Annotated in this window: 9 protein-coding genes; 6 read left to right on the top strand and 3 right to left on the bottom strand. The window is 62.5% G+C overall.

The window, feature by feature from the left end:
- Nucleotides 1-10: 10 nt before the first annotated feature.
- On the bottom strand, nucleotides 11-694 hold the full coding sequence (locus tag RJ527_10310) for a protein-L-isoaspartate(D-aspartate) O-methyltransferase (GenBank protein WND74439.1): 684 nt from the start codon (nucleotides 692-694) through the stop codon (nucleotides 11-13).
- A 116-nt stretch (nucleotides 695-810) separates the two neighbouring features.
- Between RJ527_10310 and htpG the strand changes: the two genes are divergently transcribed.
- Nucleotides 811-2,739: a molecular chaperone HtpG gene (gene htpG, locus RJ527_10305; GenBank protein ID WND74438.1), complete on the top strand. Its 1,929-nt coding sequence runs from the start codon at nucleotides 811-813 to the stop codon at nucleotides 2,737-2,739.
- Nucleotides 2,740-2,801: 62 nt separating this feature from the next.
- Here htpG and RJ527_10300 read toward each other — a convergent pair whose 3' ends face one another.
- On the bottom strand, nucleotides 2,802-3,002 hold the full coding sequence (locus tag RJ527_10300) for a hypothetical protein (GenBank protein WND74437.1): 201 nt from the start codon (nucleotides 3,000-3,002) through the stop codon (nucleotides 2,802-2,804).
- Between the two features lie 265 nt (nucleotides 3,003-3,267).
- Here RJ527_10300 and RJ527_10295 point away from each other — a divergent pair, with 265 nt between their 5' ends.
- A complete protein-coding gene (locus tag RJ527_10295) occupies nucleotides 3,268-3,516 on the top strand; it encodes a hypothetical protein (GenBank protein ID WND74436.1) in 249 nt (82 codons plus the stop codon).
- Between the two features lie 108 nt (nucleotides 3,517-3,624).
- Here the strand turns inward: RJ527_10295 and acnA are convergent, their stop codons facing one another.
- On the bottom strand, nucleotides 3,625-6,312 hold the full coding sequence (gene acnA, locus RJ527_10290) for an aconitate hydratase AcnA (GenBank protein ID WND78046.1): 2,688 nt from the start codon (nucleotides 6,310-6,312) through the stop codon (nucleotides 3,625-3,627).
- A gap of 391 nt (nucleotides 6,313-6,703) precedes the next feature.
- On the opposite strand from acnA, the gene RJ527_10285 reads away from it, so the two are divergent.
- The 4 genes from RJ527_10285 (at nucleotide 6,704) to RJ527_10270 (ending at nucleotide 13,675) form a co-directional block, all read left to right on the top strand.
- Nucleotides 6,704-9,469, top strand: coding sequence for a bifunctional aconitate hydratase 2/2-methylisocitrate dehydratase (locus tag RJ527_10285; protein WND74435.1), 2,766 nt, complete (start codon nucleotides 6,704-6,706; stop codon nucleotides 9,467-9,469).
- A gap of 434 nt (nucleotides 9,470-9,903) precedes the next feature.
- Nucleotides 9,904-11,865: an AMP-binding protein gene (locus tag RJ527_10280; protein ID WND74434.1), complete on the top strand. Its 1,962-nt coding sequence runs from the start codon at nucleotides 9,904-9,906 to the stop codon at nucleotides 11,863-11,865.
- 37 nt (nucleotides 11,866-11,902) lie between these two features.
- On the top strand, nucleotides 11,903-12,712 hold the full coding sequence (locus RJ527_10275; GenBank protein WND74433.1) for an ABC transporter ATP-binding protein: 810 nt from the start codon (nucleotides 11,903-11,905) through the stop codon (nucleotides 12,710-12,712).
- 21 nt (nucleotides 12,713-12,733) lie between these two features.
- On the top strand, nucleotides 12,734-13,675 hold the full coding sequence (locus tag RJ527_10270) for a branched-chain amino acid ABC transporter permease (GenBank protein WND74432.1): 942 nt from the start codon (nucleotides 12,734-12,736) through the stop codon (nucleotides 13,673-13,675).
- Nucleotides 13,676-13,680 lie beyond the last annotated feature (5 nt).

Raw genomic sequence — 13,680 nt, 5'->3', positions numbered from 1 at the left:
CGCAAGGGCGTTAGTCCGGCTGTTTGAGCTTTACCATCGGCACGAAGGCGACGGGCAGGACGCTGTCGACGCTTACCTTGCCGTCCGGGCCCTTGACCACCAGGGTCAGGGTCTGGCGGTCGTTGGCGCGGCCGATGGGCAGGATCATGCGCCCGCCGGGGCGAAGCTGGCGAATAAGCTCATCCGGAATGCGTTCGGGGGCCGCCGTGACCATGATGGCGTCGAACGGCGCTTCTTCCGGCCAGCCCAGGTAGCCGTCGCCGATCCGCACGGACACGTTGCCGTAGCCGAGTGCCCTGAGCCGCTCCGCCGCCGCCCGGCCCAGCTCTTCCACGGCCTCGACCGTGAACACGCGGGCCGCGACATGGGCCAGAACGGCCGCCTGATAACCGCAGCCGGTGCCGATCTCCAGGACCTTTTCCGTGCCCTTCAGGTCGAGAAGGTCGGTCATCAATGCCACGATATAAGGCTGGGAAATGGTCTGGCCGCGGCCGATGGGCTGGGGCCGGTTGATATAGGCAACGACCTCGTCCCCCGGACGCACGAAGGCGTGCCGCGGCACCGCTTCCAGCGCCGCCATCGTATCGTCGGAAAACGCCTTGCGCCCGGTCCAGAACGCCGTGTCCCGGGCGTCCTGGTCGATTTCGTCGAGCATGCGCTGGCGTTTGTCCGCAAAGTCGTCGTCGTCCGCCATGGTCCCGCCCCCTTCGGGGGTTGCAAACTTGGGCCCACCGTCACATATCTCGCCCGCCAAGAGCAAGACGCGCCGAAAGCGGCGCCCCGCGACCACGATTTGGGGGTAAATGCGCCATGACCACGGAAACCAAAGTCGAAACCCATGCCTTTCAGGCGGAAGTGGGTAAGCTTCTCGATATCGTCGCCCACTCGCTGTACAGCCAGAAGGAAATCTTCCTTCGCGAGCTGATCTCCAACGCGTCCGACGCCTGCGACAAGCTGCGCTACCGGGCGCTGACCGAACCCAAGCTGATCGAGGGCGATCCCGGCTTTCGCATCACCCTTTCGTTGGACAAGAAGGCCAAGACGCTAACCGTTTCCGACAACGGCGTCGGCATGGACAAGGACGAGCTGACCGGCATCCTGGGCACCATCGCGCGCTCGGGCACTCAGGCCTTCGTCGAGGGCCTGTCCGGAGACGGGAAAAAGGATAAGGACAAGGCCCTATCGCTGATCGGCCAGTTCGGCGTCGGCTTCTATTCCGCCTTCATGGTCGCCGATTTGGTCGAGGTCGTGACCCGCAAGGCAGGCACGGAAAACGCATTCAAATGGGCGTCCGACGGACGCGGCGAATTCACCATCGAGCCGGCGACGCGCGACACGCGGGGCACGGACGTCATCGTGCATCTGAAGAAAGACGAAAAGGAATACCTGGAGCCCGCCCGCATCGAGCACATCGTGCGCACCTATTCGGACCACATCGGCATTCCCATCGTCCTGGCCGGCGACGGCAAGGAGACGGCGGAAAAGACCCTGAACACCGCGTCCGCCATCTGGACCCGCGACAAGAAGGACGTGACGGACGAGCAATACACGGAATTCTACCACCACGCCGCCCATGCCTTCGACGATCCCTGGATGACCCTGCACAACCGGGTCGAGGGCGTGGTCAGCTACACCAACCTTCTGTTCATCCCCTCCATGCGGCCGTTCGACCTGTTCCACCCGGACCGCACGGGACAGGTAAAGCTTTACGTCAAACGGGTGTTCATCACCGACAACTGCGAGGGACTTCTGCCGCCCTATCTGCGCTTCGTGAAGGGGGTCGTGGACTCCGAGGATCTGGCGCTCAACGTCAGCCGCGAGATGATGCAGCACAACCCCGTGGTCGCGAAAATCTCCCAGGGCCTGACCAAGCGCATCTTCGGCGAACTGAAGAAATCGGCGGAGAAAAAGCCCGAGGACTACCAAACGTTCTGGGAAACCTTCGGTCCCGTGCTGAAGGAAGGGTTGTATGAGGACGGCGACAACCGTGAGAGGATTTTGGAACTCGCCCGCTTCAAAAGCTCGGAACGCGACGGCTGGATCAGCCTGGCCGACTATGTCGCCGCCATGAAGGACGGCCAGGACGCGATCTTCTATATCGCCGGCGAGGACGCGGAGGCGGCACTGGCCAGCCCGCAGCTGGAGGGCTTCAAGGCCAAGGGCGTCGAAGTCCTGTTGATGACCGACCCGGTCGACGAATTCTGGCTGTCCCATGTCGGCGCGTTCCAGGAAAAGCCGTTCAAGTCGGCGACCCGGGGCGGCGCCGATCTGGCCAAGATCGCCAAGGCGAAAGACGCCGAGAAAGCCGCTGACGACGATGCGGACAAGGCCGACGACAAACCTGCCGCCCCCGGCATGGATCAGCTGATCGCCGCGATCAAGGTTGCGCTGGGCGACAAGGTCAAGGACGTGCGCCCGTCGGAACGCCTGACCGACAGCGCCGTCTGTCTGGTCGCCGATGACGGCGACATGGACATCAACCTGGAACGGCTGCTGAAACAGCACAAGCAGTTGGACGGACGGAACCTCGCGCCGCGCATCCTGGAACTCAACCCGGACCACGCGTTGATCACCAAGCTGGCCAAGCTGGCGCAAGAAAAGAACGCCAAGGACCCGGCACTGGACGACGCGGCCTTCCTGCTGCTCGACCAGGCCCGCATCCTGGAAGGCGAGCCGGTGATCGACGCGCAGGCCTTCGCCAAGCGGCTCAGCAAGCTGATGGCCAAGGGCCTGGCTTAGGCCAAACGACCGACGGCCCGGCGTTTTTCGCCGGGCCGCGGGGCCGTGTTCCCAGGAAGTATTTAGAAGGAACTTTCCGCCGCCAGCATCTGGCGGAACAAAAGGCGCGCGCGCGCCGACGACACCACGTCTCGCATGTCGTCCAGGGTCACGCCGTCGCGCGCCATGACCAGATGGACCACGGGGTCGCTCAGGACATCGTCGATCTGCGGTTCGCGTCGAGGGTTCAGGTAGTATCGGGACATCATTGCCACTTCGTTCATCTCGTGGGACTCCTCATTGGCCTCACTGGAATTTCACCTTGGTCGTCCGGCGTTCCGATACCCGCGTCCCCCCGGGTCCGGTCGCCATTGCCGCTTGCCGGGACCATAGATTTTCAACATGAACCGGTGATGACAGGCGGGTGAAGGTCGCAGGGCATTTCAGCGCTCCCGCGTGATCTGGATCACCGTCGTCAGGTTGCTTTTGTGGTGCTATCCTCCCTATTGGTCTGATTTTCGACCTAACTAGAAAGAGGAATTCCAGGAAATGAACCGACGCGATTTCATGTCCCTGCTGTTGGGCGGCGTTCTCGTGGCCATGGCGCCCGGCGCCCAGGCCAAGGACGACAAGGAAAACAAGGGCAACAAGGGCGGATCCTCGGCCGATCACCGCAAGGACGAGGAAAACAAGAAAAAGGGCCAGACCAAGGAAAAGAAAGAGAAGAAGGACAAGCCCGAGAAAAAGGAAAAAAAGGAGAAAAAGGATAAGGGCGACAAGGAGAAGAAATCCAAATAGCCCCCGTCTCCCCCTCCCCCCGTCTCTCCCTCCCCCCACGAAAAAGGCCGGCCCCGTCACGGGGCCGGCCTTGATCGTTTCAGCGCCCGGGCCGCCCCGGGCACAGCCTTATGCCGCGAGGCGCTTCAGCACGTATTGCAGGATGCCGCCGGCGAGGAAGTAATCGACCTCGTCCACGGTATCGATGCGGCACAGCACCGGCACCTCTTCCGTCGTGCCGTCCTTGCGGTGGATCTTGAGCGTCAGGGTCATGCGCGGCGTGATGCCGGCGTTGAGCCCGACCACGTCATAGGTTTCCGAGCCGTCGAGTTTCAGCGTCTGGCGCGTCACGCCCGAAGGGAACTGTAGCGGCAGCACGCCCATGCCGACCAGGTTGGAACGGTGGATGCGTTCGAAGCTTTCGACGATGACCGCCTGTATGCCCAGAAGGCGCGTACCCTTCGCCGCCCAATCGCGGGAAGATCCCGTGCCGTATTCGGCCCCGCCGATGACCACCAGCGGAATGCCCTGAGCCTTGTAGCCCATGGCGGCCTCGTAGATCGTCGTCGTCTCGCCGGTCGGCTGCAAGGTGGTGAAGCCGCCTTCCGTGCCAGGGGCCATTTCGTTCTTGATGCGGATATTGGCGAAGGTGCCGCGCATCATGACCTCGTGGTTGCCGCGGCGCGAGCCGTAGGAGTTGAAGTCCATCGGGCGCACCTGATGTTCCATCAGGTAGCTTCCGGCGGGGCTGTCCTCCTTGATGTTGCCGGCGGGCGAGATGTGGTCGGTGGTCACCGACTGACCCAACAGCGCGATCGGGCGGGCGCCGATGATGTCCTCGGCCTTGCCTTCGTCGTCGATCGAGATGCCTTCGAAGAACGGCGGGTGCTGGACATAGGTCGATCCCGGATTCCAGTTGTAGGTCAGCGATTTGGTCGTCTTGATCGCCTTCCAGTTCTCGTCGCCTTCCAGCACGTTGGCATAGCGGGCGCGGAACATTTCCGGCGTCACGCAGGCGTCCATGACCTTTTTGACCTCGGCGTTGGTTGGCCAGATATCCTTCAGGAACACGTCCTTGCCGTCGCGGTCCTGGCCGATCGGGTCCTTCAACAGGTCGATGTTGATGTTGCCGGCCAGCGCATAGGCGACGACCAGCGGCGGCGACGCCAGATAATTGGCGCGGGTCAGCGGATGCACGCGGCCTTCGAAGTTGCGGTTGCCCGACAGTACGGCGGCGACACACAGGTTCTGTTCCTCGATCACCTCGTGGATGTCTTCCGGCAGGGGGCCCGAGTTGCCGATACAACTGCCGCAGCCGTAACCGACCAGGTTGTAGCCGAGGGCGTCCAGGTGTTCGGTCAGGCCGGCCGCGTTCAGATAGTCGGTGACGACCTGGCTGCCGGGGGCGAGCGACGTCTTGACCCAGGGCTTCTTGGTCATGCCGCGTTCGTTTGCCGCCTTGGCGACCAGACCGGCGGCGACCAGCACCGCCGGGTTCGACGTATTGGTGCAACTGGTGATGGCGGCGATCACGACGGCGCCGTCGGACAGCTTGAAATCGCAACCGGGCACATCGACGGTCTTCTGCGTGTCGCGGCCGGCGGAGATTTCCTTGAAGTTGTCTTTGAAGGACGAGGCGGCGTCGGTCAGCTTGATGCGGTCCTGGGGCCGTTTCGGGCCGGCCAGGGACGGCACGACGGTGCCGATGTCCAGTTCAAGGGTGTCGGTGTAAATGGGATCGGGCGTTGAGGAATCACGCCACATGCCCTGGGCCTTGGCGTAGGCTTCGACCAGGGCGACGCGGTCGGCGTCGCGGCCGGTGAAAATCAGATAGTCGAGAGTCGCCTGGGTCACCGGGAAGAAGCCGCAGGTGGCGCCGTATTCCGGGGCCATGTTGGCGATGGTCGCCTGATCGGCGAGGGACAGGTGATCCAGGCCGTCGCCGTAGAATTCGACGAACTTGCCGACAACGCCCTTCTTGCGCAGCATCTGCGTGACCGTCAGGACCAGGTCCGTCGCGGTCATGCCTTCGGCCAAGGCGCCGGTCAGCTTGAAGCCGACGACTTCGGGGATCAGCATGGACACGGGCTGGCCCAGCATCACCGCCTCGGCCTCGATGCCGCCCACGCCCCAACCCAGAACCGACAGGCCGTTGACCATGGTGGTATGGCTGTCCGTGCCGACGCAGGTATCCGGATAGGCGATCTGCTTGCCGTCGACTTCGGTCGTCCACACGACCTGGGCCAGATACTCCAGGTTGACCTGGTGGCAGATGCCGGTGCCCGGCGGCACGACGCGGAAGTTGTCGAAGGCGCCCTGACCCCATTTCAGGAACTCATAGCGTTCCTGGTTGCGCGCGAATTCCAGGTCGACGTTCTCCTTGAACGCGGTCGGGGTGCCGAAGTTGTCGATCATCAGCGAGTGGTCGATGACCAGATCGACCGGCGACAGCGGGTTGATCTTGGCCGGATCGCCGCCCAGCGTGTTCATGGCGTCGCGCATGGAGGCAAGATCGACCACCGCCGGAACGCCGGTGAAATCCTGCATCAGCACGCGGGCGGGCCCGTAGGCGATTTCGTGGTCCGACGTGCGGGTGTCGAGCCATTTGGCGACGGCCTTGACGTCATCGACCGTAACCGTGCGCCCGTCTTCGCGGCGCAGCAGGTTTTCCAGCAGAACCTTCAGGGAAAACGGCAGCCGTCCGACGGCGCCGATGCCGGCCGCCTCCGCCGCTTCCAGAGAGAAATAATCGTATTCCTTGCCGCCGACCGTAAGGGTGCGGCGGGTTTTAAGAGTATCTTGGCCGGTGATGGACATATGGGGAACCTCCGCTTGGCGCTCGCGCATGATTTTGCGCATGCTGAACTCAGCACTAATCCCCCTTCTGCCTATAGCTACGGTGCCCCATGGGTCAGGTCAACCAGGAACCGGAAACTCTTCACATCCACGCAACGGTCAAGGCGTGACGCGATGTCGACCGGGCTGAGAGAAAGGAGGGTTTTTCAGGCCAATCACGCCGTTTACGTCTGAGCCCGGCACGACCGCTGATTCGGAATGAAACCGGGCTAAACCCCAACATATCAAGCGATTGGATTCACCTTGCAAGCCGAACTAGGCTAAACTAAACCATCCCCGGCGCCTTTTCGGCGAGATCGTCTACTCGATCCGCCGTTGGTTTGTCGAGAACACCCAGGATCGCGGAGCAATCATGAGCTTGTACACGGATTATTTGGCCGAAATCGAAGAACGTAAAAAGCAGGATTTGCATCCGAAACCGATCGAAGACGGCGCGCTTGTCGAAGAACTGATCGCGCAGATCAAGGACACCGGCAACGCGCATCGGGAAGACTCGCTGAAATTCTTCATTTACAACACGTTGCCGGGAACGACCAGCGCGGCAGGCGTCAAGGCGAAGTTCCTGAAAGAGATCATTCTCGGCCAGGCCGACGTCAAGGAGATCACGCGGGACTTCGCGTTCGAGCTTCTGTCGCACATGAAGGGCGGGCCGTCGGTCGAGGTGCTGCTCGACCTGGCGTTGGGCGACGATGCCGACATCGCCAAGGCCGCGGCCGAGGTTCTGAAAACGCAGGTCTTTCTGTACGACGCGGACACGGACCGCCTGCAAGCCGCCTACAAGGCCGGCAACCCGATCGCCAAGGATATCCTGCAAAGCTACGCGGATGCCGAATTCTTCACCAAACTGCCGGAAATCCAGGACAAAATTGACGTCGTGACCTACGTCGCGGCGGAAGGCGATATCTCCACCGACCTGATGTCCCCCGGTGCCGAGGCCCATTCCCGCGCCGACCGGGAACTGCACGGCAAGAGCTTCATCTCGGAAAAGGCCCAGAAAGAGATCCAGGCGCTGAAGCTCCAGCATCCCGGCAAGCGCCTGATGCTGATCGCCGAGAAAGGCACGATGGGCGTCGGCTCGTCGCGCATGTCCGGGATCAACAACGTGGCGCTCTGGATGGGGGAGCAGGCCAGCCCCTACGTGCCGTTCGTCAACATCGCGCCGATCGTCGCCGGCACCAACGGGATTTCGCCGATCTTCCAGACCACGGTGGGCGTCACCGGCGGCATCGGCCTGGACCTTAAGAACTGGGTCAAGAAAGTGGACTCGGACGGCAACGCCATCATCAACAACGACGGCAGCCCGGTGCTGGAGGAAAAATACTCCGTCGCCACGGGCACGACCCTGACCATCGACACGAAAGCCAAGAAGCTCCTGAACGAAGACGGCTCCGAGGAACTGGCCGACGTTTCGAAGGCCTTCTCGCCGCAATCGATCGAGTTCATGAAGGCCGGCGGCTCCTATGCCATCGACTTCGGCAAGAAACTTCAGATTTTCGCCGCCGAAACCCTGGGGGTGGAGCCGAAGCCGGTCTTCGCGCCCGCCAAGGTGGTCTCCCACCCGGGTCAGGGCCTGACGGCGGTCGAGAAAATCTTCAACAACAACGCCGTGGGCGTTCCGGAAGGAACCGTTCTGCACGCGGGTTCCGACGCCATGGTGAAGGTCAACATCGTCGGCTCCCAGGACACGACCGGCCCGATGACCGTCCAGGAACTGGAGGCCATGGCCGCGACCGTGATCTCCCCGATTCTGGACGGCGCCTACCAATCCGGCTGTCACACGGCCTCCGTGTGGGACAGCAAAGCGCAGGCCAATACGCCCAAGCTGATGGCCTTCATGAACAAGTTCGGGCTGGTCACCGGCCGCGACCCGAAAGGCGTCTACCCGGCGATGACGGACGTCATCCATAAGGTCCTGAACGACATCACCGTCGATGACCGGGCGATCATCATCGGCGGCGACTCGCACACCCGGATGTCCAAAGGCGTCGCCTTCGGGGCCGACTCGGGCACCGTTGCGCTGGCGCTGGCCTTGGGCATGGCGAACATCACCGTTCCTGAGTCCGTCAAGGTGACCTTCAAGGGCAAGATGGCCGACCACATGGACTTCCGTGACGTGGTCCACGCGACCCAGGCCCAGATGCTGGCCCAGTTCGACGGGGAAAACGTTTTCCAGGGCCGCATCATCGAAGTGCACATCGGCACGCTGCTGGCGGACCAGGCCTTCACCTTCACCGACTGGACCGCCGAGATGAAGGCCAAGGCGTCGATCTGTATTTCCAATGATGAAACCCTCATCAAATCCCTGGAAATCGCCAAGTCCCGCATCCAGATCATGATCGACAAGGGCATGGAAATCCCGTCAGGGATGCTTCAGGGGCTGATCGACAAGGCGGACAAACGCATCGCGCAAATCAAATCCGGCGAACAGCCCGCGCTGCGGCCCGACGACAATGCCAAATACCACGCGGAAGTCGTCGTCGATCTGGACCAGATCAACGAGCCGATGATCGCCGACCCCGACGTCGACAACATCGACGTCGCGAAACGCTATACGCACGACACCATCCGCCCGATTTCCTATTACGGCGGCAACAAGAAGGTCGATCTGGGCTTCGTCGGTTCCTGCATGGTGCACAAGGGCGACCTGAACATCGTCGCGCAAATGTTCCGCAACCTGGAAAAGGCGAACGGCAAGATCGAGTTCAAGGCGCCCCTGGTTGTCGCGCCGCCGACCTACAACATCGTCGATGAGTTGAAGGCGGAAGGCGATTGGGAAATCCTGCAAAAGTACGCCGGGTTCGAGTTCGATGACACGGCCCCCAAGACCGAGGCGCGTAAATCCTACGAGAACACCCTTTATCTGGAGCGTCCCGGCTGCAACCTCTGCATGGGCAACCAGGAAAAAGCGGAAAAGGGCGATACGGTCATGGCGACATCGACCCGCCTGTTCCAGGGCCGGGTTGTGGCGGACTCCGCTGAAAAGAAAGGGGAGTCGCTGCTGGCGTCGACGCCGGTCGTGGTGTTGTCGACGATCCTCGGGCGGACGCCAAGCGTTGACGAGTACAAGTCCGCGGTGGATGGCATTAACTTGACCAGGTTCGCACCGCCGCGCGTGTAAGTGCCCGTCAGGTTTGCCGCACCGTTACCGTTATTGGCCGGGGCTTAGGACGAGAGCCTGAGCCCCAATGAGGTGCGTCGACTTCCTGAAACGTGCCTCACCTGGCGCCCCTAAATTCGGTGCTGCCGCCTGCGCACAAGACGCAGTGGCACCGAAATCTGCCTTCATGTCCATAGTCATGCGGCGTCTTTCATGAGGCCGGTCAACGTCCGCGTTTCGCCACGCGGAACACATTCGGATGTGAACGGCCAATATTACGTAGCGTCAAGCGCCCGTTCTCACGCACCCGTGTGTCGATGCGGGATATTTCGGCTTGCGTCTTCCAGATCAATCTGCATGTTATTTTATCTCAACGTCCTTCAAGAGACGGTAAATTCAAAAAATCCTAAAGCACGAAATTTTAAGAAGGCTGAGGATTTATCAGGGAGACATCCATGTCCGGCGATACTGCGGCGGGCCTAGACACTTTTCCCAAACTGTTGGCCGCGAACGCGCGCATCCGGGGGGGCAAACCCGCAAGCCGCGAAAAAGATTACGGGATCTGGCAGACCTGGACATGGTCCGAGGTCGCCGACGAGGTTCGCGCACTCGCCTGCGGTCTGGCGGCATTGGGATTCAAGCGGGGCGACCGGCTGGCCATCATCGGCGACAACCGCCCGCACCTGTACTGGGCCATGCCCGCGGCCCAGGCCGTGGGCGGCGTGCCCGTGCCGATCTATCAGGATTCCGTGGCCGACGAGATGCAATACGTGTTGGCGCACGCGGAATGCCGTTTCGCCGTGGTCGAGAACCAGGAACAAGTCGACAAGCTGCTGGAGATCAAGGACCGCCTGCCCCTGCTGGAAACGATCATCTATCATTTCCCGCGCGGCATGCGCCATTACACCCAGGATTTCCTCCACCTGTACGCCGACGTGCAGGCGAAGGGCCGCGCATTCGACGCCGCCACCCCCGGCTTCTATGACGACGAGGTCGCCAAGGGGGGCGGCGGGGATCTGGCGATCATGGTCTATACCTCGGGCACCACGGGCCGGCCCAAGGGCGTGATGCTGACGGCCGACAACCTGATCCAGACGGCGCGCAACGCCGCCGATTGGGAAGGCCTGACCGACGACGACGAGATGCTGGCCTATCTGCCCATGGCCTGGGTCGGCGACCATATCTTCTCGGTCGCCCAGGCCTTCACCCATGGCTTCTGCGTCGCCTGCCCGGAAAGCGCGGAAACGGTGCTCCAGGACCTGCGCGAAATCGGCCCGACCTATTTCTTCGCGCCGCCGCGCATCTTCGAAAACATCCTGACCACGGTGATGATCCGGATCGAGGACGCCGCGCCCTGGAAGCAGCGCATGTTCCATTACTTCATGGATCTGGCGGGCCGGGTCGGGCGCGACATCCTGGACGGCAAACCCGTGCCGCTGATCGACCGCCTGAAGTACCGATTGGGCGAGTTCCTGGTCTATGGGCCGCTCAAGAACGTTCTCGGCCTGACGCGCATGCGGCTGGGCTATACGGCGGGCGAGGCCATCGGCCCGGACATCTTCGATTTCTACCGATCCCTCGGCCTGAATCTGAAACAGTTATACGGCTCGACCGAGGCGTCCGTGTTCATCACCATCCAGCCCAACGGCGACATCCGCTCCGATTCCGTGGGCGTGCCGGCCCCCGGGGTCGATATCCGCGTCGCCGACACGGGCGAGGTCCTGTTCAAAAGCCCCGGCGTGTTCCAGGCCTATTACAAGAACGACGAAGCCACGGCCGAGACCAAGACCGCCGACGGCTGGGTCCATACCGGCGACGCCGGATTCCTGGACGCCGACGGGCATCTGAAGATCATCGACCGGGCCAAGGACGTGGGCAAGTTGACCGACGGCACGCTGTTCGCGCCCAAATATTTGGAAAACAAACTTAAATTCTTCCCCTTCGTGTCCGAGGCCGTAACCTTCGGCGACGGCCGGGACTATGTCGCGGCGTTCATCAACATGGATCTGGAAGCGGTCGGCAACTGGGCCGAACGGCGCGGCCTCGCCTATACCGGCTACACCGACTTGGCCGGCCGGCCCGAGGTTCTGGACCTGATCGCCGACTGCGTCGACAAGGTCAACGCCGACCTGGCCCAGGACGACAAGCTGGCGGGATCGCAGATCAAGCGGTTCCTGATCCTGCACAAGGAACTGGACGCCGACGACGGCGAACTGACGCGCACCCGCAAGGTTCGGCGCAGCGTCATCACCGAACGCTACGGTGACCTGATCGCCGCCCTTTATTCGGACCAGGACCATTGCGAAGTCACCGCGACCGTGACCTTCGAGGACGGCCGCACGGACACCATCCACGCCGATCTGAAAATCCGCGACGCCAAAGTGGTCCCGCCCGGCGCGGCACAGGCGGCGGCATGAACGGCACCCGCGGCGCATAGGAGCGAAAGGAACCTAAATGCCGGACGGCCCCCAGACACCCACCGGACGCGTCATCGGCGACGTCATCATGAAGGTGGAGAACGTGTCGTTGTCGTTCGGCGGCGTGCGCGCGCTCGACAACGTGTCGTTCGACGTGCGCGAACACGAAATCCTCGCCATCATCGGGCCCAACGGGGCCGGCAAGTCGTCCATGCTGAACTGCATCAACGGCTTCTACCATCCCCAGGAAGGGGCGATCACCTACAAGGGCAAGCGCCGCGACACGGCCAAGCCCTATGAGGCGGCCGGGGAAGGCATCGCGCGCACCTTCCAGAACATCGCCCTGTTCAAGGGCATGTCGACGCTCGACAACATCATGACCGGGCGCGGGTTGAAGATGAAACGCAACCTGTTCTGGCAGGCCCTTTATTACGGCCCGGCCCTTCGGGAAGAACTGGAGCATCGCGCCAAGGCGGAAGAGGTCATCGACTTCCTGGAGATCGAGGCGATCCGCAAGACGCCCGTGGGCCGCCTGCCCTACGGCCTGCAAAAGCGGGTGGAACTGGGCCGCGCCCTGGCGGCGGAACCGGATCTGCTGCTGCTCGACGAGCCGATGGCCGGCATGAACCACGAGGAAAAGGAGGACATGGTCCGCTACATCCTCGACGTGAACGACGAATACGGCACCACCATCGTCCTGATCGAACACGACATGAGCGTGGTCATGGACATTTCCGACCGGGTCGTCGTGCTGGACTACGGCAAGAAACTGGCCGACGGCACGCCGGACGAGGTCAAGCGCAACCAGGACGTGATCGACGCCTATCTGGGCGTCAGCCACGACTAGGGCGCGGAGGGAACGACACCTATGGAATTTCTCGAATCGATCCTGGTCACCCCGTTCATCGAGATATGGGAAAGCCCGTACTACTTTACCGAACTGGTGCTGGTCGGGCTGTCAACGGGCGTCCTCTATTCCCTGGTGGCGCTGGGCTTCGTGCTGATCTTCAAGGCGTCCGGCATGTTCAACTTCGCCCAGGGGGCGATGGTGCTGTTCGCCGCCCTGACCCTGGTCGGCCTGATGGAACACGGGGTGCCGCTATGGGCGGCGCTGATCCTCACCGTTGCCGTGATGGTGGCGCTCGCCTTCCTGGTCGAACGCCTGATGCTGCGCCATCTGGTCAACCAGGAAGGCCTGATCCTGTTCATGGCGACGATCGGCCTCAACTTCATCCTGGAGGGCACGGGCCAGCTGATGTGGGGATCCGACGTCAAGCGCCTGGAGATCGGCATTCCCGACCAGCCGTTCGACATTCTCGGCGGCAAGATCCTGCTCAACACCTTCGACGTGACCGCCGCCGTCATCGGAGCACTCCTGGTGGTGTCCCTCGCCGTGTTCTTCCAGAAAACGCCCATGGGCCGCGCACTCCGCGCCGTCGCCGACGACCATCAGGCGGCGCTTTCCGTCGGCATCCCGCTGAAGACCATCTGGATCGCCGTGTGGACCATCGCCGGCATCGTGGCGCTGGTCGCCGGGATTGTCTGGGGGGCCAAGTCGGGGGTGCAGTTCTCGCTGTCTCTGATCGCGCTGAAGGCCCTGCCGGTGCTGATCCTGGGCGGGTTCACCTCGGTGCCCGGCGCCATCGTCGGCGGCCTGATCATCGGCGTCGGCGAAAAGGTGGCGGAAGGGTTCTGGGGCCCGGCCCTGGGCGGCGCCATCGAAAACTGGTTCGCCTACATGCTCGCCCTCGCGTTCCTGGTGTTCCGGCCCCAGGGGCTGTTCGGCGAAAAAATCATCGAGCGCGTGTAGGAAGG

Source organism: Thalassospiraceae bacterium LMO-SO8 (assembly GCA_031655335.1).
Classification (GTDB): Bacteria; Pseudomonadota; Alphaproteobacteria; order Rhodospirillales; family Casp-alpha2; genus UBA1479.
The sequence above is the reverse complement of the archived record's forward strand: the minus strand, read 5'-3'. Positions and strand labels throughout refer to the sequence as shown.

Coding starts and splice junctions, on each gene's coding strand:
- RJ527_10270 (WND74432.1), top strand. CDS start 12,734: ATGGAATTTCTCGAATCGATCCTGGTCACCCCGTTCATCGAGATATGG.
- acnA (WND78046.1), bottom strand. CDS start 6,312: ATGTCCATCACCGGCCAAGATACTCTTAAAACCCGCCGCACCCTTACG.
- RJ527_10285 (WND74435.1), top strand. CDS start 6,704: ATGAGCTTGTACACGGATTATTTGGCCGAAATCGAAGAACGTAAAAAG.
- RJ527_10275 (WND74433.1), top strand. CDS start 11,903: ATGCCGGACGGCCCCCAGACACCCACCGGACGCGTCATCGGCGACGTC.
- htpG (WND74438.1), top strand. CDS start 811: ATGACCACGGAAACCAAAGTCGAAACCCATGCCTTTCAGGCGGAAGTG.
- RJ527_10300 (WND74437.1), bottom strand. CDS start 3,002: ATGAACGAAGTGGCAATGATGTCCCGATACTACCTGAACCCTCGACGC.
- RJ527_10310 (WND74439.1), bottom strand. CDS start 694: ATGGCGGACGACGACGACTTTGCGGACAAACGCCAGCGCATGCTCGAC.
- RJ527_10295 (WND74436.1), top strand. CDS start 3,268: ATGAACCGACGCGATTTCATGTCCCTGCTGTTGGGCGGCGTTCTCGTG.
- RJ527_10280 (WND74434.1), top strand. CDS start 9,904: ATGTCCGGCGATACTGCGGCGGGCCTAGACACTTTTCCCAAACTGTTG.